The sequence below is a fragment of the Parasphingomonas frigoris genome, assembly GCF_036663815.1.
Taxonomy (GTDB): Bacteria; Pseudomonadota; Alphaproteobacteria; order Sphingomonadales; family Sphingomonadaceae; genus Sphingomonas.
On the sequence record NZ_JAXOJQ010000003.1, the window covers coordinates 588,631 to 613,271 of the forward strand.

The window sequence follows — 24,641 nt, forward strand, 5'->3', positions numbered from 1 at the left end:
TCGCGCTTGAGTGGGGCATGGGGACGATCGTGATCCCCATGCCCCTTTTCATGCGCGCCGCGCTCGATGCCGCCGCCGCCGCCGGTGCCGCCGGGGAAGTGCCGGTCGGCGCGGTGGTGGTGCTCGACGGCCGAATCATCGCGACCGCGGCTAACGCCCCGCGCGCGCTGCACGATCCGACCGCGCACGCCGAAATGCTGGCGATTCGCGCCGCCGCCGTCGCGATCGGTGCCGACCGGCTGCAGGATTGCGACCTGTGGGTGACGCTCGAGCCGTGTGCGATGTGTGCCGGCGCAATCGCGCACGCCCGCATCGCCCGGCTCTATTACGGCGCGAGCGACTCCAAGGGCGGCGCGATCGAATATGGGCCACGCCTCTTTTCGCAGCCCACCATTCACCACCGGCCCGAGCTTTATTCCGGCATCGGAGAAGGGGAAGCGGCGGGCCTGCTCAAGGCGTTCTTCGCGATTCGCCGCTAGGGGCTCCGCACGTGCCGAAAAGTGATTCTAGCGCAGATCGCTGTCGGCGATCGGCACGATCTTGATCTCGACCCGGCGATTCGCGGCCTGGCCTTCGGGCGTCTCGTTCGCGGCGATCGGCTGGGTCCGGCCGAACCCCTTGGTGGCCAGCCGCGCGGCGTTGACGCCGTGTCCCATCAGATACGCAGCGACCGCGCGCGCGCGGCGTTCGGACAGAGCCTGGTTATAGCCATCCGAGCCGGTCGAATCGGTATGGCCGTATACGTCGACGAACGAGCGCTCATGCGTCTGCAGCACGGCGGCGAGCTGATCGAGCGTGCGCTGAAAGCCCGGCGCAACGCTGTCGCTCTTATAGGCAAAGGTCAGTTCGGACGGGATGGTGAGGATCAGATCGTCGCCCTGGCGCGTGACGCGCACGTCGGTGCCGAGCGTCCGCGCGCGCATGTCGGCTTCCTGCGCGTCCATATAGGCGCCGATCCCGGCCCCGGGAATTCCGCCGATCCCGGCGCGGGCGATCTTGGCGGTGCGCTCGCGCCGCCCGCCGACGACGTCGCCGAGGATATAGCCCCCCAGCGTGCCGCCAATGCCGCCCCCGGCCGGCTCGGACACCGGCTCGGACACCGACTGGGGGCGGCGCTCCGGAGCGGTCGCACACGATGTGGTGGCGAGCAGCGTGGCGAGAAGGGTGGTAGTTGCCAAGCGGCTAAACACGGTCATTTGGCGTCTCCTGACACTGGCCGAACATGGCCGATACGGCTGATCCAACCGCGTGGATGCGGCGATTGTTCTGCTTGCGCACCGAAGTCAACGACACGCGATGTGCGAGAGTGGTTGTGAATTAGGCGGATTCGCGCAAAGGATGCCCGGCGCCATGCCCCCGCTTCCCCCCTTTCCCTGGATCGACGTCGCGATCATCTTCGCGCTGATCGTTCTGAACGGTGTATTCGCTATGTCCGAACTGGCGATCGTCTCGTCGCGCAAGGCGCGGCTCGAGGCAATGGCGCGGACCGGGCGGCGCGGCGCACGCACCGCGATGGCGCTCGCCGCCGACCCCGGCAAGTTCCTCTCGACGACGCAGATCGGCATTACGCTGATCGGGATTCTCGCCGGTGCCTATTCGGGCGCGAGCCTTGGCGGGCCGGTCGCGGCGCGGATGGGGTTCCTCGGGCTCGCCACCGAAACGACGCAGTCGATCGGCTTCGCGCTCGTCATCGGCATCACAACCTATGCCTCGCTGGTGATCGGCGAGCTTGTCCCCAAGCAGATCGCGCTGCGCGCGCCCGAGCCGCTCGCGGCGATGATGGCCGGGCCGCTGCTGATCCTCGCGCGCGTCGCCGCGCCGCTGGTGTGGCTGCTCGATTCGTCGTCGGGGCTGCTGTTCCGGCTGATGGGATTGAAGCGCGAGAGCGAGGAGCATGTCACCGCCGAGGAGCTCCATCTGATCGTCGCCGAGGCAAGCAAGTCGGGGATCATCGAGGAGCATGAGCGCTCGATCATCTCGGGCGTGGTGCGGCTCGCCGATCGTCCGGTGCGCGAGGTGATGACGCCGCGCACCGACATCGAGTGGATCGATGCGACGATGGACGATGCCGGCATCCGCGCCGCGCTGATGCTCGCGTCGCACAGCCGGCTGCCGGTGACCGAAGGCTCGGTCGACACCGTGATCGGCGTCGTGCAGGCGCGCGACATCGCGGTCGCCTTGCTGCAGGGCGGCGCGTTCGACCTGCGCGCGCTGATGCGGCAGGCGCCGGTGGTGCTCGATCAGATCGACGCGATGGACGCGCTCGACGCGCTGCGCCAGGCCGAGGTGCCGATGGCGCTGATCCACGACGAATACGGGCATTTCGAGGGGATCGTGACGCCCGCCGATCTGCTCGCGGCGATCGCGGGCGAATTCGCCTCGGACGCCGACCCCGACGATGCGCCCTCGGTCGTGACGCGCGACGATGGCTCGTTGCTGGTCGCGGGCCAGATGGCGGTCGACGCGCTCGCCGAGCGGCTCGGCATCGACCTGCCCGAGGGCCGCGATTACGCGACCGTCGCGGGGCTCGCGCTCGCAGTGTTCCGCCATCTGCCGGGCGAGGGCGAAAGCTTCGTCGAGCAGGGCTGGAAGTTCGAGGTGGTCGATCTCGACGGGCGACGGATCGACAAATTGCTGGTGAGCCGCGCGCGCGAGGCCGGGTTCCGGCTGGGGTAATCCGGCCCCGAGAAGATGGCGCCTCGGGTGTGATCCGCGGTGCGGCACGGAAACCATCGGCAAGGCGGTGGTCGGGACAAGGAATTCCAGATGATCGTGCTTGCTTTGGTATTAGCCCAACCCGCAACGTCGCTTACGCTCGGCGAGCTTCGCAAGCTGTCGCCGGCCGCGGCGGGCGATGCGGTGCTCCGGGATCAGCCACATGGTGCGATCGCGACGTTCGAAGCGCCGACCGGCGGCATGAACGCTCCGGACACGACCGAAGGACAGTTGCTCGAGCGTCCGACCGCAAGCGGCTCAGGGTGCGTCAGACGACGCTGGACCGTGCAGTTTCGGGCACCGCGCGGGGCGGACATCAGCACGGCCATGGTCGGCGGGGTCTACAGCACCCAGGAAATCGCCGCGATATCGCGGGGCGTTTGCCCGGCTGGGCGCTACGTTCATCTCAATCCAGGTGTCACCCTCGGCCAGGGCTGGGAGGCGCTCGCACGCCTTAAGGACGGTGTGAGCGGGGCACGCCAAACGCAGTTTCAGTGCGCCGACGCAACAGCATCGGGCCTTTGCGGCAGCAGCAAGGCCATTCGCTCGGCGCTCAGCAGGTTGACGCCGTGGACCATCACTCACGATGCCGGGGATGTGGTGCTATGGTTGGGAGAGCCGGGCAAGATCGTTACCGAGGTGCGCTTCAAAGCGGCTGATCCATCGCACTTCACCGTGACACGGAGCGTGCCAGCGCCGTTCTGACGGTGTGCCGGCTTTCCAGGGGGGGGGAGCAGCTGGCGACTCGTCGAAAAGGGCGAGCGGGCCGCTCCAGCACGTTTACCCGCCCAATTTCCCGAACGCTGCCTCATACCCTGTGCGATCGCCTGCGCTGAGCAGCTGGGCTTGCTCGATCCAGCGGTCGCGCACCATTCGGCCCTTGAAAACGCCGAGCTGCGAATCGAGCGCGGCAGCCGCGTCGGGGGTGAGCGCCGCGATCTGCTCGACGCGGGTAATGCCTTGCTCGGCAAGTGCTGCCGCGAGCTTCGGGCCGAGGCCTTTGATCTGCGTGAGGTCGCTGGCGATCGGCGTTGCTGCGGCGGCCGGCGCTGGCGCTGGCGTAGGTGCGTGCGCGGCTGGCGCAGGCGCTGGCTGCGCGACAGGCGCCGGCGTTGGCGCGAGAACCTCGGCCGGGGTAGGGGCTGCTTCGGGCGCTCGCTTAGCGATCGGTGTCGCTTCGGCTCTGGCCGGGACATCCGATGACACCGCCGGCGTCCCGTCGATCGACGCGCTCCCAGGCTCGGCGGTCGCGCCATGTTCCTCGGCGATCGCGAAATTCTCCTCGACCTGCTTTGCCGCATTCTTGCGGCGGCGGTGGAGGATCGTGCCGTACCACAGCACCGCCAGCGCGGCGGCGGCGAGCGCGATCATCAGGATCACATGCGAAATGGTGATCGGCACCATGACGTCGATCGCCTGGTTGGGGTTCTGGGGGCCGGAAGACATGACGCAACTCCTGAATTTGGCGAAGGCTAGCGCAAGAGCTCAGCGCGCGTCGCGCGCAATTTCGCGCCAGCCGATGTCGCGGCGGCAGAAACCGCTCGGGAAGACGATCTGGTCGACCGCATGATACGCCGCTTCCTGCGCGGCGGCGACGGTGTCGCCGAGCGCGGTCACCGCGAGCACGCGCCCGCCCGATGCGACGAGCTGATCGCCCTCCAGCCGAGTGCCCGCCTGGAAGACCAAGGCGCCGGTCTCCTCGGCTTCGGCCACGTCGTCGATCGCGCCGCCGCTTGCCGGCGTGCCGGGATAGCCGTTGGCGGCGAGCACGACGGTCAGCGCGGTCTGCGCGACCCACTTCGCGGGCTCACGCTGCCCGAGCGTCCCGTTCGCCACCGAAAGCAGCACCTCGAGCAGATCCTCGTCGAGCCGCGCCATCAGCACCTGGCATTCGGGGTCGCCGAAGCGGGCGTTGTATTCGATCAGCTTGGGGCCGTCCGCGGTCAGCATCAGTCCGGCATAGAGCACGCCAGAGAACGGTGTCCCCGCCGCAGCCATCGCCGCGACGGTCGGCTTGACGATCTCTTCGATCGCGCGGGCCTCGAGCTCGGGGGTGAGCACGCGCGCCGGGCTGTACGCGCCCATGCCGCCGGTGTTGGGACCGGTATCGCCTTCGCCGACGCGCTTATGGTCCTGCGCCGAGCCGAAGCTGAGGATGTCCTTGCCGTCGGTCAGCACGAACAGGCTGGCTTCCTCGCCTTCGAGGAATTCCTCTATCACCGCTTCCCCGCCGCGCGCGCCGAACAGATCCGCAAGCGCTGCCTCGGCCTCCTCGCGTGTCATGGCGACCGTCACGCCCTTACCCGCGGCGAGGCCATCGGCCTTGACCACGACGGGCACGCCGAAGCGGTCGAGCGCATGGCGCGCCTCGGCGCGGCTCGTCGCATGGACATAGCCCGCGGTCGGGATACCGGCCCGATCGCACAGCGCCTTGGTAAAGGCCTTCGACCCTTCGAGCTGTGCTGCCGCCTTGTCTGGCCCGAACACCGCGACACCCGCCGCGCGCAGGCTGTCGCCGAGCCCGTCGACCAAAGGCGCCTCGGGGCCGATCACGACCAGTTCGATCGACTGCTCGGCACAGAAGGCCACTACCGCGGCGTGATCGGTCAGCTCGAGCGATACGATCTGCGCATGCGCTGCAATGCCCGGATTGCCGGGTGCGGCGAACAGTGTACGCAGGCGCGGCGATTGCGCGAGCTTCCAGCTCAGCGCATGTTCGCGACCCCCCGAGCCGATCAACAGGACATTCAATGGCGGACCCTTTTCTAGAGATTGCGCGGCGCGAGGGGATGGGCGCCGGATTGGGCGGCCTCGTAGCCGAGCCCGCTCCCGGCGACAACGCCGCGCCGATGAGTGTCGGGGAACTCGCTGGAAAGCTCAAGCGCGTCGTCGAGACGGAATTCGGCTTCGTGCGGCTGCGCGGCGAGATTTCGGGCTATAAGCGCGTCTCGTCGGGCCACGCCTATCTCAGCCTCAAGGACGACAGCGCGGTCATCGACGGCGTGATCTGGAAGGGCAATGTCGCGCAACTCGGCTTCACCCCGCAGGACGGCGCCGAAGTGATCGCGACCGGCAAGATCACGACCTACCCCGGCCGTTCCAAATACCAGATCATCATCGATCGGATGGAGCTGGCGGGCGAGGGCGCGCTGATGGCGCTGCTCGAGAAGCTCAAGGCCAAGCTGGCGGGGGAGGGGCTGTTCGCACCCGCCGCCAAGAAGCCTTTGCCCTTCCTGCCGCGCCGGATCGGCGTGGTGACGTCGCCAACCGGCGCGGTGATCCGCGATATCCTCCACCGGCTCGAGGACCGCTGCCCGACGCATGTGCTCGTCTGGCCGGTCAAGGTGCAGGGCGCAGGTGCCGCCGAGGAGGTTGCACGCGCGATCGCCGGGTTCGACGCGATGTCGCCCGAGACCCGCCCCGACCTCGTCATCGTCGCGCGCGGCGGCGGCTCGATCGAGGATCTGTGGGCGTTCAACGAGGAGGTCGTCGTCCGCGCGATCGCCAAGTGCAGCATCCCGCTGATCTCGGCGGTGGGGCATGAGACCGACACCACGCTCGCCGATTTCGCCGCCGACCTGCGCGCGCCGACCCCGACTGCCGCGGCAGAAATGGCGGTGCCCGTGCTCGCCGACCTGCGCCTGACGCTGGCAGGCTATGGCAACCGCACAGAGAAATGCGCGCGGCGCTATGCCGAGCGCGGGCGCGAGCAACTCACCGCCCTGGTCCGGGTACTCCCGCGCCGCGACGCCTTGCTCGGGCCGCAGCGACAGAAAGCCGACGATCTCGGCGCGCGGCTCGATCGCGGGCTCGAACGCCGCGTCGTCGTCGCGCGCGGACAGCTCGATCGCTCGGCGGGTGCGCTGCGGCTGTCGACGCTCGACCGCCAGCTCGAGCGCGGGCGCGACCGGCTGAGCGCGACGTGGCGGCTGGTGGAATCGCTCGGGCCAAACGCGATCCTCGATCGCGGCTATGCCTTCGTCTCGGCGCGACCGTCGGGCGCGGTGGTCGGTTCGGCGAGCGCCGCACGCACCGCCGGCACCGTCACGCTCCACTTCCGCGACGGCGAGGTCGACGCCAAGGTTGAGCGTAGCGGCGCCAAGGCATATGGTACGCCACCGCCCGAACAGCCCACCCTCCTCTAGAACGAGCCGCGCCATGTTGATGTCCAATACCGATCGCCCCGCGCGGCTCCACTTCATGGCGAACGGCTTTCGCGTGCTCGCACCCGGCGATCACGTAGTCTGCGCGGTCAGCGGCACGCGCATCGCGCTCGACGATCTGCGCTACTGGAGCGTCGCCAAGCAGGAGGCCTATGCCAGCGCGGCGATCGCCACCGAAGCGATGACGCCGGCGTGACCGCCCGGGGGGGCATTTCGACGATCGCACTCTGGACCACCGGCTTCGCGGTAATGGTCGTTCTCGGGAGTTGCGCGACGGCGGCCGAGCGTTCGGTCCCGCAGCAGTCTGCCCCCCAGCGCGCCACCGCGCCGCCGGTGCGCCGTCCGGCGCCGCTGCCGGCGAGCTTTAGCTATTCGGGATCGATGATCCAGGGCGGCATCGTCATCGGCATCGCGCCCGCCGGCACGAGCATGTTGAGTTTCAACGGCGCGGCGATCCCGGTGGCGAGCGATGGCCGTTTCCTGATCGGCTTCGACCGCGATGCCGGGCCGAGTGCGAGCCTGGTCGCGACGCTCGAGGACGGGCGGATCGTGCGCGACACGCTGGCGATCGCGCCGCGCGGCTGGGACATTTCGCGCCTGTCGACGCTCCCCAAGATCCCGCTGCCGCAGCCCGAGTTCGACCGGCTGCGTCCCGCCGAGCTCGCGCAGATCGCCGCCGCGCGCCGCGTCCAGTCGGATTCGCAAGGCTGGCGGCAGCCCTTCCTGTGGCCGACCACCGGGCGCATCTCGACGCTGTTCGGCTCGCAGCGGATCTACAAGAATGGCGAGGCGGGGTCGTACCATTCCGGCCTCGATGTCGCCAAGCCGCAGGGCTCTGTGATTCTCGCGCCGGCCGACGGCGTGGTAATTCTGGCCGCCGACCACCCCTTCACGCTCGAGGGCAATCTGCTGATGATCGATCACGGCAACGGCCTCAACACCGCCTTCCTCCACCTCGCGCGGATCGATGTTCGTGTCGGCGAGCGCGTCCGGCGCGGGCAGCCGGTGGCGCTGTCGGGGATGACCGGGCGCGCGACCGGGCCGCATCTGCACTGGAGCCTGAAGTGGCGCGACGCGAAGATCGATCCGCTGCTCGTCGCCGGGCCGATGCCCAACGCCGAGTGACGCGCGTCTCAGCGCAGGCGTTTCACATCGACTGCGCGGTCCTTGCCGATCCGGGCGGTGTAGTGCCCGAGGATGCCCGCCTTTATCGTGATCGTGTCGCCGCGGTGCGGCTCGAAGCTCGTCGATTCGCGGATCGACTGCCACTCGCCGCCCTCGGTAAGGCCGAAGGACCATAGGCCATAGGCCGCCTGCCGGACCGAGGTTACCGTGCTGGTGATCTCCTTGACGTCTGTGTCGGAGTCGGCCCGCGGGTCTTCCTTGCCGGTGCCGAACAGATTGAGGTGCGGCAGCGAGAAGCCGAACAGCGAGCGTTTCGCGCGTTGCACCGTCTCGCGATCGACGATCCGGATCTCGCGACGGTCGCGCGCGCCGATCAGGGCCGCGCTGGTCCGTTCGTAACAGGCCAGTCGCTGATCTTCCGCAACGGTGCGACACGCCGCGATCGCCGAAACCAGCGCGTCGCCGCGATTTTCGACGGCTTGCGCCGCGGCCGGGAGCGGCGCCGCCAGAAGGGCAGGGATAAGCAGGGCGGCGCGCTTGGTCATGGGTGGAGCTCCAAAGATGGCGGTGCGCGCCCTTATAGGCTGCGCGCGTCGACCCGCAATTCGCCCAGATGCTGCGATCTGTATCTAAAACGTCACATGCGAAACAATTATGTCTCTGCGTCCCAATAGGCCGTTGCGGTCCCACTGTGCGATATCATACGCATGTCGCAAGACCCGGCATCGATCGGGCGTACATGCGAATTGGCTTAATAGGCCGAAATGGGGGTTTTATGAAACTGAAGACACGGTCCATTCTGCTTGGCTCCACGCTCTTCGCCAGCGCCGCTCTGGTGTCGGCGCCTGGCTTTGCGCAGACCGCGCCTGCCACGCCGCCCGCCGACACCGCTGGTCAGCCCGCACCTGCCGAAACGAGCGGCGCCGACATCGTCGTCACCGGCAGCCTCATTCGCAATCCCAACCTCGTCAGCTCGACCCCCGTCGCGGTCATCGGCTCGGACGAACTCGTCCTGCGCCAGACCAACACCGCAGAGCAGGTCCTGCGCGATCTGCCGGGCGCGGTGGCGAGCATCGGCTCGGCGGTCAACAACGGCAACGGCGGCGCCAGCTACGCGGATCTTCGCGGCCTCGGCAACTTCCGCAACGTCGTGCTGCTCGACGGTAACCGCATCACGCCATCGAACACGGTCGGCCGCGTCGATCTCAACAACATCCCGCTCGCGCTCGTCCAGCGCGTCGAGACGGTGACCGGCGGTGCTGCCACCACGTATGGCGCCGATGCCGTGTCGGGCGTCATCAACTTCATCACCCGCCAGGATTTCTCGGGCGTCGAGGCATCGGTCTCGAACCAGATCACCGAGCGCGGCGATGGCCACACCTATCGCGCCGATCTGACCATCGGCGCCAATTTCGACGACGGCCGAGGCAACGCGGTGCTGTCGGTCGGCTACCAGCATTCCGACCCGGTCTATCAGGGCGCACGGCAGATCGCGGTGAACAACTACACCTCGACCAGCGGCGCTGCCGGCGGTTCGGGCACCACCGTGCCGACGCGCTTCTCGGTCGCGGGCCTGGCAGGCCAGTATCTCGTCCAGCCAATCCCGGCGTCGCCGGGTGTTGCGGCTGTTCCGGGTGTCGTCAATCCGGCGTGGGTGTCGGGCAACCGGCAGATCAACCCCACCACTGGTGCGCTTCAGTCGCCGGTCGTGCCGTTCAACTTCAACCCGTACAACGTTTTCCAGACGCCGTTCCAGCGCTACAACATCTACGGCGCGGCGCGGTATGAGATCTCCGACAACGTCGAAGTCTATTCGCGCGGCATGTTCTCGAAGAACAAGGTGAGCACGATCATCGCGCCGTCGGGCAGCTTCGGCTCCTCGCTTGCGATCCCGTTCTCCAACCCGTATCTGCCGGCGGCGGCGCGCACGACGTTCTGCAACAACAACCCGACCTTCAATTCGGTCGGCGTCCAGGTTGCGCAGCTGACGGCGGCGCAGTGCGCTGCAGCGGGGACCGCGACGTCCACGGCAGATCCGAACTTCCGCTACTTCACCGTCGCGACGAACCGTCGCATGACCGAAGTCGGTTCGCGTCTGTCGGACTACACGACGACGCTGTTCGATTATCGCGCCGGCGTGAAGATCGGCATCACCGACTCGATCAAGCTCGACATGAACGGGTCGTACGGCGAGTCCGAGAACACCCAGACGATCCAGAACTACGTGCTCACGTCGCGACTGCGCGCCGCGGCGTTCGCGACCAACACCACGACGTGCCTTCCCGGCGCGCCTGGCGGTGCTGCAAGCACCACGGCTGGGTCGGGCTGCGTTCCGATCAATCTGTTCGGTCCGGAAGGCTCGATCACACCTGGCCAGGTGTCATATCTCACCGCCAACAGCACCTCGACCAACCGCGCATCGCTCGCCCAAGCGCGCGCTCTGCTGACCGGCGATATCGGCGTGTCGTCGCCGTATGCCAACAGCCCGATCGGCTTCGCTCTGGGCACCGAGTATCGCAAATATTCGGCGTCGCAGTCGTCCGACACGCTTTCGCAGACGCCGGGTGAGCTCGGCGGTGCGGGCGGCGCTGCACCGACCTTCTCGGGCGGCTATCATGTCACGGAAGGGTATGGCGAGCTCAACGTCCCGCTGGTTGCCGACAAGCCGTTCTTCAACAGTCTCACGCTCGAAGGTGGCCTGCGCTATTCGTCCTACAAGGTCGATTCGGCCGCATCGCGCGGCTACGACACGTGGACCTACAAGGGGGGCGCGACCTGGGAGCCGACGCGCGGCATCCGGATCCGTGGTACCTATCAGCGGGCGGTCCGCGCGCCGAACATCAACGAGTTGTTCGCACCGGTCACAACCGGCCTGACCAACCTGTCGTACGATGCGTGCGCCGGCGCAGGGCCGACGACCAATGCGAACCTCCGCGCGGTCTGCCTGGCACAGGGCGCTCCGGCGACCTCGATCGGCAGCATCCAGACCCCGACAGCGGCGCAGGCCAACTTCACCAGTGGCGGCAACATCACCCTGCGGCCGGAAAAGTCGGACTCGTACACGCTTGGGATCGTATTCCAGCCCGACTATGTGCCGGGTCTCTCGATCTCGGTCGACTATTACAACATCTCGATCCGTGATGCGATTTCCCAGCTGACCGCTGGTGGCGCCTACAACCTCTGCTTCGGGGATCGTGCGGGTACGGGCATCACGGCGGCGAGCGCTGCCGACGTGAACTGCACGGTCATTCGCCGCAACCCGGCAACCGGTGCGCTCGATGGCGACCCGGCGACCACGCAGGGCCTCAACATCATCCCGAGCAATGACGGTACGGTGCTGACCGACGGTATCGACCTCAGCGCCAACTATCGCCGCAATCTCGGCTTCGCGAAGTTGAACCTGAGCTTCAACGGCAACTGGACCGCCCGTTCGCGCTTCCAGGCGAAGCCCGGCTCCGACGTCCTGAACTGCGTCGGCCTCTACGGCCAGAATTGCGGTTCGCCGGCTTCGGCAGGTCCGTCGTCTTCGGCAGGGTCGCTCCAGCCTGAGTTCACCTGGAACCAGCGCACCACGCTGACCTTCGGTCGCGTCGATCTGTCGGTCAACTGGCGCCACATCAGCTCGATGCGCGTCGAGCCGGGCGTGACGACCTTCAGCGGCACGATCGGAACCGGTGCCCTGCAAGGCACCGTGGTCAACTTCGGCAAGATCCCGTCCTATGATTATTTCGATCTGACGACGCGCTTCGCCATCGGCGATCACTTCGACCTGACCTTCGCGGTGATGAACCTGTTCGATCGCGATGCTCCCATCGTCGGCGGCACCGTGGGTTCGACGTCGTTCAACAGCGGCAACACCTATCCGTCGACCTACGACGCGCTGGGCCGTCGCTTCGCAGTCGGCGCTACCGTCAAGTTCTGACCGACGCCTGACACACGAAAGAGGGGGCGGGCCGCAAGGCTCGCCCCCTTTTTTGCAACGAGGCGGCCGGTCGTCGGCAGTCGCGCAGCAACTGTCTCGTGATACCTGGCCGTTGAGGGATGACATTCGTTCGGCGAGTGCCGGGGGCCGCAGCCCAGTCGCTAGTCCTCGTCGCCGCTGCCGAAGCGCTCGACCCACGGCGCGAGGATCGGCAACACGGGTGCCAGCTGGTCGGCATAGCGCCGCCACTGCCCGCCGCCATTGTACAGCCCCTTGCGCACCTGCGTCTCGCTTGCGGTGCGGACGCCGCGATCCCTGGCGGTCGTCGCGAAGCCCGCAAAGGCATCGGTCCACGCTAGCCCGATGAAGTCGGCGAGCGCGCGCACCGTCGGCTTGAAATCGCCGACCAATCGATCGTAGCGGACCTCGTGCGTCGCGATCGGCAGCGTCGCGCGCGCGAGATCGATCAGCCGCATCAGCGCGTCATAATGGCGCGCCGCTTCCTCGATGTCGCTGAACGCCCAGGCCCCCGCGCCGGGAGTGAAATTGACGCGGAAGCAACTCAGCACGACGTCGCGGGGATCGCGCCGCATGATGACGAAGCGCGCCTGCGGGAACAGCCGGGAGAGGATTGGCAGCTTGATCCCGTTGAACGGATTCATGTCGACCAGCACCTTGCCCGTCACCGCCGTACCTGCGAGCGTCGCAACACGCGCCCAGTAGCGCATCCGCAGATCGTGCAGCAGCGCCGGATCGAGCGTGTCGAGCGCGGGCATCGTCCCGTCGTTCGCCAGCAGTGCGACATCGATATCGACCAGCGTGTCGCGCTCCTCGAGCGCGACGACATCGCGCGCACTCGCCAGCACGTTCTCGACCAACGTCGTCCCGGAGCGTGGATAGCCGAGCAGGAAGACGTGTGTCGCCGCCGCGCCGGGCACCGCGTCCCCGCCGGGCAGCGCCACAACCGCGCCGGTGGCGGCGACCTGCGCATGGATTGCTTGGATGAAGGCGCGGTGCGACGGCCGATCCGCCGTCGGCGCGAGCAGGACGTTATAGGCTTGGCGAAACGTCGCCTGCGCAGCGCGATACGCGTCGAATGCTTCGTCGGGGCGGTCGAGCCGGTCTAGCGCATCGCCGAGCAAGGTGAGCGAGCGGGTGCGATCGTCAAGCGCGAGCGGCGTCGCGAGCAATGGCCGCAACAGCGCTTCCGCGCGCGCGCCGTCGCGCGCCTCGACCGCCAGCAAGGCGAGGGCGAACACTGCGGATGGCTCGTGCGGGTTGAGCGACAGTGCACGCTGCGCATAGCCTTTTGCGCCAGCGACGTCGCCACGGCGGGCGGCGGTATCGGCAAGCTTGCCGAGCGCGGGCGACAATGTCGAGTCGAGCGCAAGCGCGCGCTCGTAGCTCGCGCGCGCGGCGGCATCGGCGCGTTGCGCATCGAGCACATAGCCCCGCTCGAGCCACGCCGCCGCATGGCGCGGTTCGGCCGCCACCACGCCGTCGAGCACGGCGAGCGCCTCGGTCAGAAATCCCTGCTTGCGCAGCACGGCACCGACCGAGCCGAGGATCGCCACGTCGCCAGGGCTGATCGCGAGCGCGCGGCGCAGCAAGGCATGCGCGGCGGCGAAATCGCCGGCTTCCTCCCTGCGCCATGCGGCGAGATTGAGCGTCAGCGGATCGGCGCGACCCGCCGCCAGCTCGCGCTCCGCAAGCTTCGCGGCCTGCGCGACGTCGCCCGCCGCAAGCGCTTGATCGATCTGCGATCTTTGCGCGCGCGCCGCGGCCGGGGAGCGATTTTGCTTCATGTTTCGCTTTGACATTGCTCAGCCATAATCCGTATCATCGCACTGGCACATCGCCATAATTACCTGCGCTGTGAGGTCGAGATGATAATCCTGATGTTGTTCTCGCTGGTCGCCGCCGATCCTCAGCCAATACCCGCCAGCGCGGCCAAGCCTTCCGCTTTGTCTCCGGACAAGGTGATCTGCAAGCAGGCCGTGGTCACCGGTTCTTTGATCAACACCTCCAAGATCTGCAAGACGCGGCGCGAATGGGATGAGCAACGCGAGAATGTCCGGACACTCCTGTCGGGAAGCGCGTCGTGCCGCAATCTTGGCAATAGCGGTTCGTGTTGAACGCCTAGCCAAGCAGCGGCGCGGGGGTCGCAAGGGCGATCCCGACATTGGAAGCCACCACCTCGGCCCATCGTACCACTTTGTCGATTTCATCGGCATGAAGCGCATCACCCTGCGCGAGTTCCCTGGCACGGTCGCGCGCGTCGAAGGTCGCGCCTGACTTGGAGTGCGTCCTGAACGCCGGACCCCCTGCGATTGCCGCGTGGGTGTCGGCGTCTAGCGGGCGGCCGGTCAGCGTCGCGAAGGCGGCCAACGCGGCCGACGGATCTGCCATCAACGTGGCGCTGTCGAGCGTGCGCACGCGCGCCGGCCCGAACTGATCGACCAGCCTTGCGAACAGCTGCTGATGCGCGAGCCAGCCGACCGCTGCGACTTGAAGATCGGTCTGGCCGAGATAGTCGCGCGGCGCGAAGCCGAGATCGACCAGCTTGTCGTCGAGCATCCCCATCAGCAGCGTGCGCACCCACAGCCGCCCGTCGAGCCCCTTGCGCGCGATCGATCCGAGGTAGGTGCGGAGCGGCGCGTAGAGCAGCACCGCGCACGCATCGCTGCGCAGCGTCAGCATCGCGGGGGCGAGCGCGTTCACCGCGGTCGACGGCTTGATGCAGACCATCTCGCCCGGCGCGAACGGCCGGGCCGAGAGCGTCAGCACATCGTCGAGCACCGCCGCCATGTCGGGCCCTTGCCCGCCGCGCCTCCGCCAGCCGATGATGTCGTTGAGGATCACCGGCTCCTTCAGCCCCATCGACCAGCCGGGATGATCGAGCGCGCGGGCGAACAGCGTCGAGCAGCAGAAGGCCGAGTGGAACAGGAAGTGCAGCGGCGCGGCCGGTGGCGCTGCGGCGATCGCGTCGGCGCGGCGCACCACCAGCGGGGCGCGCCCGGTCGGCAGATAGTCGTCGGTCAGGAAAGTCGCGCGTTCGTGCTCGGCGCGCGCCAGCGGCAGAAAATGCACCGCGTCGTGCCCGGGATCGTAGCGGTGGGCGAGCGATCCCGCGTCGCGCACGGCAGCGGCGATCGCTCCCGGCTGGCCCGGGGGGCCGCCCGACAAGATGGCCGACGTCATCGCGCCTGTTTGTGCACGCGCGCGCGCATTGTCTAGTCGGATCGCCGCCGATAAGCAGGGTGGATGGACGATGCGCAGATTCAGCGGATGCTTCAGACTGCCGTCCAGGAACGGCGCGCCGGCCGCAGTGACGCCGCCGCCCGGCTGTTCCGCGACGTGGTGGCGCAAGGCGAGTATCCGCTGGCGCTGAACGCGCTCGGCCTGCACGCCCTGACCCAAGCCCAGTTCGACGAAGCGACGACCTTCTTCACGCGCGCGATCGCCGCCGATCCGGCCGCACCCGAATTGTGGATGAACCTGGCGCGAGCGCGGCGCGAGCAGGGCGATGCGGCCGGCGAGGCGGCGGCGCTCGACGGCGCGCTCGCGCTCGACCAGCGTCACTTCATGGCGCTGGTGCGGATGGCGGAGCTGCGCGAGCGGCAAGGCGATGCGGCTGGCGCGGCCGAGCGCTGGCGCGGCGTGCTCGCGATGGAGCCGTCGATCGACGAGCGCAGCCCCGCGCTCGAACTGATGTTCGACCATGCGCGCAACTTCGTACAGCAGCAGAGCGCGGCGTTCGGCACGACGATCGATCGCGGCCTGGCGGCGGTGCGCGACACGATCCCCGCGGCCGATCGCCGCCGCGCCGACGCGTGCATCGACCATGCGCTCGGCCGGCGTTCTATCTATGCGAACGTCTGCGCGGGGATGCATTTCCCCTTCCTCCCCGCCGACGAATATTTCGCGCGCGACCACTTCCCGTGGCTCGCCGAGATCGAGGCGAAGACCGACCTGATCCGCGCCGAGCTCGAGGCGATCCTCGCCGCCGATGCGCAGGCGATCCGGCCCTATGTCGCGATGCCCGCGGGGACGCCGCAGAACAAATGGTCGGCGCTCGACCATTCGCTGCAATGGGGCGCGCTGCATCTGTGGAAGGACGGCCGCCGCGACGCGGCCGCCTGCGCGCGTGCACCGCAGACCGCGGCGATCATCGAAGCGCTGCCGCTGTCGGATCTGCCGGGGCGGACGCCGACGGTGTTCTTCTCGCTACTCCAGCCGGGCGCGCATCTGCCCGCGCATACCGGCGTGAGCAACGTCCGCGCGATCGTCCATCTGCCGCTGATCGTCCCGCCCGGCTGCAGCTTCCGCGTCGGTGGGGAAACACGCGACTGGCGCGAAGGCGAGGCGTGGGTGTTCGACGACACGATCGAGCATGAAGCGTGGAACCGCTCGGACGAGATGCGCGCGATTCTGATCTTCGACGTGTGGAATCCGTATATCAGCGCGACCGAGCGCGAGCTGTTGCGCCGCTTCTACGCCGTCGCCGCCGACACCGATGGCGCCCCGCAGTCGGCGTTCGACATCAGCGACTGAGCGCCGCCGCGATCAGCGCGGCTTCGGGGGTGGCTGGCGCGTGCTGTGCGACCCAGGCTTGCGCGAGGTCGAGCTCGGGCGCGATTCGCGCGGCGACCTCGGCAGCCCGCGCGCGCCTCGCGGCATTGTCGAACGCGACGCTGGGATTCTTCGAGTAGGTCGAGAAGAGCGGACCGGCGACGACCGCTTCGAGCGCCGCGGACGCGATCGGCACGCCGAGCTGCGCCGCGGCTTCGTTCAGCACCGCCAGTGGCTGGTCGAACAGCCGTTCCGCATCGAGCGTGCGCGCGTTCGGCATCGCCACCAGCGCCGCGGTGAAGGCGTCGACCTGCGCCAGCCACAGGGCCGCGCCGCGCTCGGCATCGCTCAGCGCCGACCAGTCGCCGATATAGGGCGCCAATTGCGTCGTGACGTGGCGCAGCCAGGTACGATGATTGTCGTCGCGCAGGATCGCCAGCAGATAGGCGCGTAAGGGGAGATAGAGCAGCACCGCGCGCGCATCGCTCTGCGCGGCGGCAAGCTGCGGCAGCAGGAAGTTGACCGGCACATTGGCCTTGACCAGCGTCGGCGCATCGCCGCGATAGCGCTTGCCGAGCATCGCCAGCACCAGCGGCAGCAGCGCGGGGTCGCGCGCGATCGCGGTCTGCCGCAGCGTGAGCGGCTCCCGCAGCACCAGGCTCGCGCCGGGGTCGTCGAGCGCGCGCGCGAGCAAGGTCGACCCGCAATGCGCCATGTGGAAGATCCACGCAGTCGGCGCAGCCGCGGTCGGCGCGCGCGCGATCAAGTCGCCGAGCGGCAGCGCCATGCGCTGCTCGCTGGCCGGCGCGATCCGGCGGTCGAGGAAGATCGAGCGATGATAGGCGGCGCGGTCCATCGGCACGAACACCGCGTGCTGATCCTCGAACGACTGCAGATAATGGTCGGGCGAAGCGAAGAGATCGTCGAAGGTCAAAGCCACGCTTCGCTGTAGCGTGCGCAGACGTTGGCGGCTATCCCTGCCAGGCCATGCCCATCATCCATTTGCCCGCACTGCACCAACCGCAGGTCGTGATCGAAGCGGCCGGCGAAGCCTCGATCCTCGCGCTCGATTCCGCGCAGATCCTCGATCTCTACAAGACGCACGGTGCGCTGCTGTTTCGCGGCTTCGGCGTCGACACCGCCGACTTCGGGGCGTTTGCCAAGCAGTATTGCGCGACCGCGGTGGTCAACGAAAGCCCGGGCCGTGAGCCGGTCGACGCCGCCGCCAACGTCTTCACGGTCGATGCCGGCAACGGCGCGTTCGCCTTGCATCCCGAACTGTCGCGCGAGCCATGGAAGCCCGACGTCGCCTTCTTCGGCTGCCTGGTGGCGCCGCGATCGGGCGGTCGCACGACGATCTGCGACGGGGTCGCGCTGGTGCGCGAAATGCCCGAGGCGGTGCGCCGCGCGCTGGAAGGCCGGCGCCTGCTCTATATCAAGCCGACCTGGCCATCGCTGCTCGCGTATTGGCTCGGCACCCCGACGCCGAGCGACGCGCAGCTCGCCGCGCCGCCGCCGGAGTGTCCCTATTACTTCCGGCGCTATCCCGATGCCGGGATCCTGCGCGTGTTCAGCCGTCCCGCGCTCCACACGCCGATGTTCGTCGACGCGCCCGCTTTCGGCAATTTCCTGCTCTTCTCGCGCTTCAACCATGGTCGCAACGATCATCCCGTGCTCGACGATGGGCATCCGGTGCCCGACGCGTGGTTGCAGGCGATCAAGGCGACCAGCGATCGGCTCAGCGCCGAGATCGAATGGGATCCGGGCGATCTGATGATGCTCGACAATACGCGCTTCCTGCACGGGCGCACCGCGATCGTCGACACCGCCGAGCGCGTGATCCTGACCTATTTCGGCTATCTCGCCTGCGCGATCCCCGATCCCGAGGAACCCGCCGACGCGATCTGGCGCCGCGTCGATTTCGAGCCGCCGCTGCGCCCAGACCACCCGCGGCTCGCACGCGCCGGCTGAGCGCCGGACAGCGCATCAGGCGTTTACCGGTCAACCTGACTAGGCGACTGGTGCCGAGATTCGAGTGCTCGCGGCGCCCCGTTTGCTGTGCGTGGCAAACGGCGGCCGGGCAGATCGGGGGCGACACCGGCAGACCAATATTGCCGCGAACCAGCACAATTGGCCCTAATATTTCCGAAATCCTCGTGCCTGCGCTAGAATACGGCCGTTTTGGATGCAATGTTGCAGCACGGTGACAGTTCGTTGCAGAAGTTATCATCGAGACATTTCGCGGGTTTACACCAACCCGGTGCGACGTCACTCAACCGTCATGTCTCGGGGGGCCGAGCGTGTGTTCGGTTACGAGACTTGCCATCTACGCAGCGCCGCGAGCGATCGGGGGGCGTGCGTTCAGCAAGGAATCGCATGTGACTGAAACGACCTTTATTGCTCGTAAGACCAGGCTGCTCGCCGGTGCCGTATCGAGCGTTGCACTGCTCGCCTTCGCCGTTCCCGCTTTCGCGCAGGATCAGTCTTCGACAACCCCTGCTCCCGCTACGACGCCCGCGCCGCTCCCAGCAGCGCAGCCGGCCGTTGATGATACGAACAATGGCCAGGACATCGTCGTCACCGGCTCGCTGATCCGCAACAGCGCCGCCGCCGGCGCCGCCCCGATCAACACCTTGACCGCGCAGGATTTTGCACAGCGCGGCCAGAACACCATCGCCGAGGCGCTGCAGACGATCCCGGCCAACGGCGCCGGAACGATGACCCGCGCCTGGAACAGCTTCGGTTTCGCCACCGGCGCGACCGCAGTGTCGCTGCGCGGCCTGACCACCGGCAACACGCTGACGCTGTTCGACGGTCTGCGCTCGGCGATCTACCCGCTCGGCGATGACGGCCAGCGCAGCTTCGTCGATCTGAACACTATTCCGCAGTCGATCGTCGAGAAGGTCGACGTGCTGCAGGACGGCGCCTCGGCAACTTATGGTGCCGACGCGGTCGCCGGTGTGGTCAACGTAGTCGTCAAGAAGCAGATCGTCGGCCTCCATGCCAACGCTTCGGCGGGCATCTCGGAGCGGGGTGACGGCGGCGAGACGCGCGCCGATCTGACCTATGGCTATGGCAAGCTCAACGAGCAGGGCTTCAACGTCTACGTCAACGCCGAATATCAGCACAGCAACCCGATCTATGCGGCCGACCGCGGTTATCCGTGGAACACCAACAATTATAGCGGCTTCTGCAACGCGGCCGGCAGCTGCCTGCCGAACGAAACCGTCAACGGCATCCAGGGTAACGGCAGCTTCTTGGGCCTGGGCTCGACCCGTGTGCCGGTGGTGCGTGCGTATCAGAATGGCTCGCCGGTCGCCGGTTCGCAGTTCCAGCTTCTCAACCCGGCGGCTGGTTGCCGCGATCTGACGCCGATCACCCTGACCGCTGCACAGCAGGCGCAGGGAGCTGCGGTGGGCACGCCGACCGGCTCGCTGGTCTGTGGGCAGGACAATGTCAAAGATTATCTGATGGAGCTTCCCGAGCAGCAGCGCTTCGGGGCGAATGCGCATCTGACGGTCAACGTCGGTAGCCAGGCACAAGCCTATCTGATGGCCAATTTCTACGAGACGCAGTCGAACAGCAGCATCTCACCGCTCGCTTTCGCTGGCCAGACTGCGGCTGGCGGTACGCAATATACGCTGAGCCCAGTGCTCCTGCCGGCGCTCATCTGCCCGCGCGGGACGACGCTGCCGTGCACCGCTGCAAACGGCACGCTCAACCCGAACAACCCGTTCGCAGCGCAGGGGCTGCAGGCCCGCGTCAACTATCGTTACGACCAGCCACGTATCACATTGACCGACGCCAAGACCTATCGCCTCGCCGGCGGGATCAAGGGCAGCTTCGGTTCGGGCTGGAACTACAATGTCGATGCGACCTATTCGCAGGTCGATCTCAAGGTGACGAATAAAAACTATCTTAACCCCCAGCGTCTGCTCGACGTCATCAACGATGGTTCGTTCAACTTCGTCGATCCTTCGCTCAACAGCCAGGCCACGCGCGATTATATCGCGCCCATCAACAACAATCTTTCGACGTCGAAGCTGTGGCAGGTCCAAGGCACGATCTCGAAGGCACTGTTCGCGCTTCCCGGCGGGGATCTGACGGCAGCGGTCGGTGCCGCCTATCGCCACGAGTCGGTCAACAACCCGAGCGCCAACGCTCCGAATGAACTGAACCCGGCCGATCGCTATTACAGCATCAACTCGGTCAGCACCGTGGGAAGCCGCAACGTGAAGTCGGCCTTCTTCGAAATCGAAGCGCCGCTGTTCGACATGCTGACGTTGAGCGGCGCTGGTCGCTACGACGATTATTCGTCGGGCCAGAGCAACTTCTCGCCGAAGATCACCGCGATCTTCAAGCCGTTCGAGCAGTTGCGTTTCCGCGGCACGGTGTCGCGCGGCTTCCGTATCCCGAGCTTCCAGGAAGCCTATGGCCAGCCGACCACCGGCTACATTAACGCGACGGTTTCGCCGGATCAGCCCGGCGGCGCGGCTTACATCGCAGCGCATGGCGGCAACGCTTATGCAACGCAGGCCTATTCCTATGGCCTGACCTCGAGCGGCAATCCCAATCTGAAGCCGGAGCGTTCGACCAGCATCACGGGTGGCGTCGTCTTCGAGCCGACCCGCCGCCTGACCTTCACCGCTGATTATTATCACATCAAGATCAAGGGTCTGATCGGCGCGCCGGATTATTCGGACGTCGCGAACCAATATTACGCGAACAACGGCGTCGTGAATATTCCTGGCATCACCGTGAAGCCTGGCGTCGCCGATCCGAACTTCCCGAACGCACTGCCGCAGTTGGGGTTCGTCCAGTACGGCTTCGTCAACACCACGTCGCAGACGACCTCTGGACTCGATTTTTCGGGTACCGCCCGCCTGCCGCTTGGCCATGGCATCAACCTGACCAGCCGCATCGACGCGACCTATCTGATCAATCTCGAGCAGAGCCTGCCGAACGGGACGACGCAGCGCTTCGACGGGTCGCTCAGCCCCTGCAACATCACGTCGTGCTCGGGTGCGCCGAAGTGGCGCGGCAGCTGGTCGAACACGCTCGACTTCAATGGCCGGGGTTCGCTCAGCGCGACGGCATATTACACCAGCGGCTATGACATGGCGTCGGTCGATTACGGCGGCGTTCCGGGCGACTGCGCCAACAATGGCAGCGTTTCGGTATACACCTATGCCGACGGTTCGCCGTTCAAGTGCCGTGCACGGCGTTTTATCGATGTCGACATGACCGCGAGCATCAAGGTCAACGATCGCTTCACGCTGTACGCCAACGTCCTCAACGTGTTTGACGTGAAGCCCGACTTCAACCCGGGCCAGACTTATGACGCTGGCTTCGGCTATAACGTGGCATGGGAAAGCCAGGGCTTCATCGGCCGCTTCGTCCGCTTCGGCGCGAAGGTCGATCTGTAAACGTCAGCGCAAGCCAATCGAAAATAGGGGCGGTTCCTGCAAGGGAGCCGCCCCTTTCTCGTTAGTCGACCGCCAGCTCGAGCTTCCCGTCGCCCTCATCGACCCGCACCGTAGCGCCATCCGGCACGCTGCCGCGCAGGATCAGGTCGGCGAGCGGATCCTGCAGATAGCGCTGCACCGCGCGCTTCAGCGGACGCGCGCCGTACACCGGATCATAGCCGACCCGTCCCAGCCACACCCGCGCGGCGTCGGTCAGGTCGAGCGTCACCTTGCGCTCACCCAGCAACGTCGCGATCCGCTTGACCTGGATGTCGACGATCGGCGCCATTTCCGCCTGGCCGAGCCTGTGGAACAGCACGATCTCGTCGAGCCGGTTGAGGAACTCGGGCCGGAAGTGGCCGCGGACGATCTCCATCACCTGCGGTTCGACGCTCGCGACATCTTCGCCTTCGCCCAGCGTCGTCAGCACCTGGCTGCCGAGGTTCGAGGTCAGCACGATGATCGTGTTGGTGAAGTCGACCGTGCGGCCCTGGCCATCGGTCAGCCGTCCGTCGTCGAGCACCTGCAACAGGATGTTGAAGACGTCGCCATGCGCCTTCTCGACCTCGTCGAACAGGACGACCTGATACGGCCGCCGCCGCACCGCTTCGGTCAGCACGCCGCCTTCCTCGTAACCGACATAGCCAGGAGGCGCGCCGATCAGCCGCGCGACGGCGTGCTTTTCCATGAACTCGCTCATGTCGATGCGGACCATCGCGGTCGGATCGTCGAACAGGAATTCGGCGAGCGCCTTGGTCAGCTCGGTCTTGCCGACGCCCGTCGGCCCGAGGAACAGGAACGAGCCGAGCGGCCGGTTCGGATCCTGCAACCCCGCGCGTGCGCGCCGCACCGCGGTCGATACGGCGCGGATCGCATTCTGCTGGCCGATCACGCGCTTGCCGATCGTCGCTTCCATCTGGAGCAGCTTGTCGCGCTCGCCCTCGAGCATCCGCTCGACCGGAATCCCGGTCCAGCGTGCGACGACGCCCGCGATATCCTCGCCGGTCACTTCCTCGCGCAGCATCGCGCCCTTGGTCGCACCCGCCGCGGCGTCGAGCTGGCGCTGGAGGTCGGGGATGCGCCCGTAGGACAGCTCGCCCGCCTTGGCGAGATCACCCGCGCGCTGTGCCTGCTCGAGCTCGAGTCGCGCGGCGTCGATCTGTTCCTTGAGCTTCGCTTCGGCCGAGATCTTGTCCTTCTCGCTCTGCCAGCGAGTCGTCAGCTCGGACGACTGCTGCTCGAGATTGGCGAGCTCGCCGTCGAGCTTGACCAACCTGTCCTGCGACGCCGCGTCGCTCTCGCGCTTCAACGCCTCGCGCTCGATCTTGAGCTGGATGATCCGCCGGTCGAGGATCTCGATCTCCTCGGGCTTGCTCTCGACTTCCATGCGGATGCGGCTCGCGGCCTCGTCCATCAGGTCGATCGCCTTGTCGGGGAGGAAGCGGTCGGTGATGTAGCGGTTCGACAAAGTCGCCGCCGCGACGATCGCCGCATCGGTGATCCGCACGCCGTGGTGGAGTTCGTATTTCTCCTTCAATCCGCGCAGGATCGAGATCGTGTCGGGCACGGTCGGCTCGCCGACGAACACCGGCTGGAAACGGCGCTGGAGTGCTGCGTCCTTCTCGACATATTTGCGATATTCATCGAGCGTGGTCGCACCGACGCAGTGCAGTTCGCCACGTGCGAGCGCTGGCTTCAGCAGGTTCCCCGCATCCATCGCGCCTTCGGATTTTCCCGCACCGATCAGCTGGTGCATCTCATCGATGAACAGGACGATGTCGCCCTCGGCGGCCTTCACCTCGTCGAGCACGCCCTTCAAGCGCTCCTCGAACTCGCCGCGATATTTCGCGCCGGCGATCAGCGAGCCCATGTCGAGCGACATCAGCTTGCGGTCCTTGAGCGTGTCGGGAACGTCGCCATTGGCGATGCGCAAAGCGAGCCCCTCGGCGATGGCGGTCTTGCCGACGCCGGGTTCGCCGATCAGCACCGGATTGTTCTTGGTGCGGCGCGCGAGGATCTGGATCGTGCGGCGGATTTCCTCGTCGCGGCCGATGACGGGATCGAGCTTGCCGTCGCGGGCTGCCTGCGTCAGGTCGCGCGCGAACTTCTTGAGTGCGTCGAACTTGTCCTCGGCGCCCGCGCTGTCGGCGACGCGGCCGTTGCGCACCTGCTCGATCGCGGTGTTGAGCGCCTCGGGCGTGACACCCGCAGTCTTGAGCGCCTTGCCGGCCACGGTGTTGAGCGACAGCGCGAGCGCGAGGAGCAGCCGCTCGACCGTCACGAAGCTGTCGCCCGACTTGGTCGCGATCTGTTCGGCCTGGTCGAGCACGCGCACTGCGTCGTTATCGAGCCCCGGCGTCGCTTGCGCGCCGCTGCCCGACACCGCCGGGATCTTCGACAGCGCGAGGTCGGTCTCGCTGACAGCGCGCTTGGGGTCGCCGCCGGCCGCGGTGATCAGCCCCGATGCCATGCCCTGCTCATCCTCGAGCAGCGCCTTCAGGATATGTTCGGGTGCGATTCGCTGATGGCTCATCCGGATCGCCACGGTCTGCGCCGATTGCAGGAAGCCCTTGGCGCGGTCGGTGAATTTTTCGATATTCATGTGGAAGTGTCCCTCCTTCTTCCAGCTCGATGTAGTGTTGCACATTTGCAACACAAGGGGTGGCGCCGTCGCGAGAC

General features: G+C 67.1%; 19 protein-coding genes. 11 read left to right on the top strand and 8 right to left on the bottom strand.

Annotated elements, in window-relative coordinates; genetic code table 11:
• Window positions 1-50: 50 nt before the first annotated feature.
• Window positions 51-479 carry a nucleoside deaminase gene (locus tag U1872_RS13185; RefSeq protein ID WP_332793633.1) on the top strand — a complete coding sequence of 143 codons (429 nt, stop codon included), beginning with the start codon at window positions 51-53 and terminating at the stop codon, window positions 477-479.
• A 27-nt stretch (window positions 480-506) separates the two neighbouring features.
• On the opposite strand, the gene U1872_RS13190 is transcribed toward U1872_RS13185, so the two are convergent.
• On the bottom strand, window positions 507-1,196 hold the full coding sequence (locus U1872_RS13190; RefSeq protein ID WP_332793353.1) for a YiaD family glycine zipper/OmpA-like lipoprotein: 690 nt from the start codon (window positions 1,194-1,196) through the stop codon (window positions 507-509).
• 154 nt (window positions 1,197-1,350) lie between these two features.
• Here U1872_RS13190 and U1872_RS13195 point away from each other — a divergent pair, with 154 nt between their 5' ends.
• Both U1872_RS13195 and U1872_RS13200 read left to right on the top strand, forming a co-directional pair.
• Window positions 1,351-2,676, top strand: a complete 1,326-nt coding sequence (locus tag U1872_RS13195) for a hemolysin family protein (protein ID WP_332793354.1) — start codon at window positions 1,351-1,353, stop codon at window positions 2,674-2,676.
• A gap of 90 nt (window positions 2,677-2,766) precedes the next feature.
• A complete protein-coding gene (locus U1872_RS13200; RefSeq protein ID WP_332793355.1) occupies window positions 2,767-3,420 on the top strand; it encodes a hypothetical protein in 654 nt (217 codons plus the stop codon).
• 75 nt (window positions 3,421-3,495) lie between these two features.
• On the opposite strand, the gene U1872_RS13205 is transcribed toward U1872_RS13200, so the two are convergent.
• Both U1872_RS13205 and purD read right to left on the bottom strand, forming a co-directional pair.
• The gene (locus tag U1872_RS13205; protein ID WP_332793356.1) at window positions 3,496-4,161 is read right to left on the bottom strand and encodes a helix-hairpin-helix domain-containing protein; all 666 of its coding nucleotides are present in this window, start codon (window positions 4,159-4,161) and stop codon (window positions 3,496-3,498) included.
• A 39-nt stretch (window positions 4,162-4,200) separates the two neighbouring features.
• Entirely contained in the window at window positions 4,201-5,466 is a 1,266-nt protein-coding gene (gene purD, locus U1872_RS13210; protein ID WP_332793357.1) for a phosphoribosylamine--glycine ligase, read from the bottom strand.
• On the opposite strand from purD, the gene xseA reads away from it, so the two are divergent.
• Genes xseA through U1872_RS13225 form a run of 3 tightly spaced genes read left to right on the top strand, consistent with a single transcriptional unit; the run spans window position 5,466 to window position 8,003 of the window.
• Window positions 5,466-6,860: an exodeoxyribonuclease VII large subunit gene (gene xseA / locus U1872_RS13215; RefSeq protein ID WP_443025378.1), complete on the top strand. Its 1,395-nt coding sequence runs from the start codon at window positions 5,466-5,468 to the stop codon at window positions 6,858-6,860. The genes purD and xseA overlap by 1 nt on opposite strands.
• 13 nt (window positions 6,861-6,873) lie before the next feature.
• Window positions 6,874-7,074, top strand: a complete 201-nt coding sequence (locus U1872_RS13220; RefSeq protein ID WP_140848227.1) for a DUF2093 domain-containing protein — start codon at window positions 6,874-6,876, stop codon at window positions 7,072-7,074.
• A complete protein-coding gene (locus U1872_RS13225) occupies window positions 7,071-8,003 on the top strand; it encodes a M23 family metallopeptidase (protein WP_332793358.1) in 933 nt (310 codons plus the stop codon). The genes U1872_RS13220 and U1872_RS13225 overlap by 4 nt, the downstream gene beginning before the upstream one ends.
• An 8-nt stretch (window positions 8,004-8,011) precedes the next feature.
• Here the strand turns inward: U1872_RS13225 and U1872_RS13230 are convergent, their stop codons facing one another.
• Complete coding sequence (locus tag U1872_RS13230; protein WP_332793359.1) at window positions 8,012-8,548, bottom strand: hypothetical protein; 537 nt, start codon at window positions 8,546-8,548, stop codon at window positions 8,012-8,014.
• Window positions 8,549-8,778: 230 nt separating this feature from the next.
• On the opposite strand from U1872_RS13230, the gene U1872_RS13235 reads away from it, so the two are divergent.
• On the top strand, window positions 8,779-11,925 hold the full coding sequence (locus tag U1872_RS13235; RefSeq protein ID WP_332793360.1) for a TonB-dependent receptor domain-containing protein: 3,147 nt from the start codon (window positions 8,779-8,781) through the stop codon (window positions 11,923-11,925).
• A gap of 161 nt (window positions 11,926-12,086) precedes the next feature.
• Here the strand turns inward: U1872_RS13235 and U1872_RS13240 are convergent, their stop codons facing one another.
• Window positions 12,087-13,730 carry a tetratricopeptide repeat-containing sulfotransferase family protein gene (locus U1872_RS13240; RefSeq protein WP_332793361.1) on the bottom strand — a complete coding sequence of 548 codons (1,644 nt, stop codon included), beginning with the start codon at window positions 13,728-13,730 and terminating at the stop codon, window positions 12,087-12,089.
• Window positions 13,731-13,823: 93 nt separating this feature from the next.
• On the opposite strand from U1872_RS13240, the gene U1872_RS13245 reads away from it, so the two are divergent.
• Window positions 13,824-14,060 carry a hypothetical protein gene (locus tag U1872_RS13245; protein ID WP_332793362.1) on the top strand — a complete coding sequence of 79 codons (237 nt, stop codon included), beginning with the start codon at window positions 13,824-13,826 and terminating at the stop codon, window positions 14,058-14,060.
• 4 nt (window positions 14,061-14,064) lie between these two features.
• Here the strand turns inward: U1872_RS13245 and U1872_RS13250 are convergent, their stop codons facing one another.
• Entirely contained in the window at window positions 14,065-15,126 is a 1,062-nt protein-coding gene (locus U1872_RS13250; RefSeq protein ID WP_332793363.1) for a hypothetical protein, read from the bottom strand.
• Window positions 15,127-15,189: 63 nt separating this feature from the next.
• On the opposite strand from U1872_RS13250, the gene U1872_RS13255 reads away from it, so the two are divergent.
• Window positions 15,190-16,479 (top strand): aspartyl/asparaginyl beta-hydroxylase domain-containing protein, encoded by a 1,290-nt coding sequence (locus U1872_RS13255; protein ID WP_332793364.1) that lies wholly within the window; start codon window positions 15,190-15,192, stop codon window positions 16,477-16,479.
• On the opposite strand, the gene U1872_RS13260 is transcribed toward U1872_RS13255, so the two are convergent.
• Window positions 16,469-17,431, bottom strand: a complete 963-nt coding sequence (locus U1872_RS13260) for a hypothetical protein (RefSeq protein ID WP_332793365.1) — start codon at window positions 17,429-17,431, stop codon at window positions 16,469-16,471. The two genes, U1872_RS13255 and U1872_RS13260, sit on opposite strands and share 11 nt — an antisense overlap.
• A 53-nt stretch (window positions 17,432-17,484) precedes the next feature.
• Between U1872_RS13260 and U1872_RS13265 the strand changes: the two genes are divergently transcribed.
• Window positions 17,485-18,468, top strand: coding sequence for a TauD/TfdA family dioxygenase (locus tag U1872_RS13265; protein ID WP_332793366.1), 984 nt, complete (start codon window positions 17,485-17,487; stop codon window positions 18,466-18,468).
• A gap of 407 nt (window positions 18,469-18,875) precedes the next feature.
• The gene (locus tag U1872_RS13270; protein ID WP_332793367.1) at window positions 18,876-21,923 is read left to right on the top strand and encodes a TonB-dependent receptor plug domain-containing protein; all 3,048 of its coding nucleotides are present in this window, start codon (window positions 18,876-18,878) and stop codon (window positions 21,921-21,923) included.
• 61 nt (window positions 21,924-21,984) lie between these two features.
• Here the strand turns inward: U1872_RS13270 and clpB are convergent, their stop codons facing one another.
• Complete coding sequence (clpB, locus tag U1872_RS13275; protein ID WP_332793368.1) at window positions 21,985-24,564, bottom strand: ATP-dependent chaperone ClpB; 2,580 nt, start codon at window positions 24,562-24,564, stop codon at window positions 21,985-21,987.
• Between the last annotated feature and the right edge of the window lie 77 nt (window positions 24,565-24,641).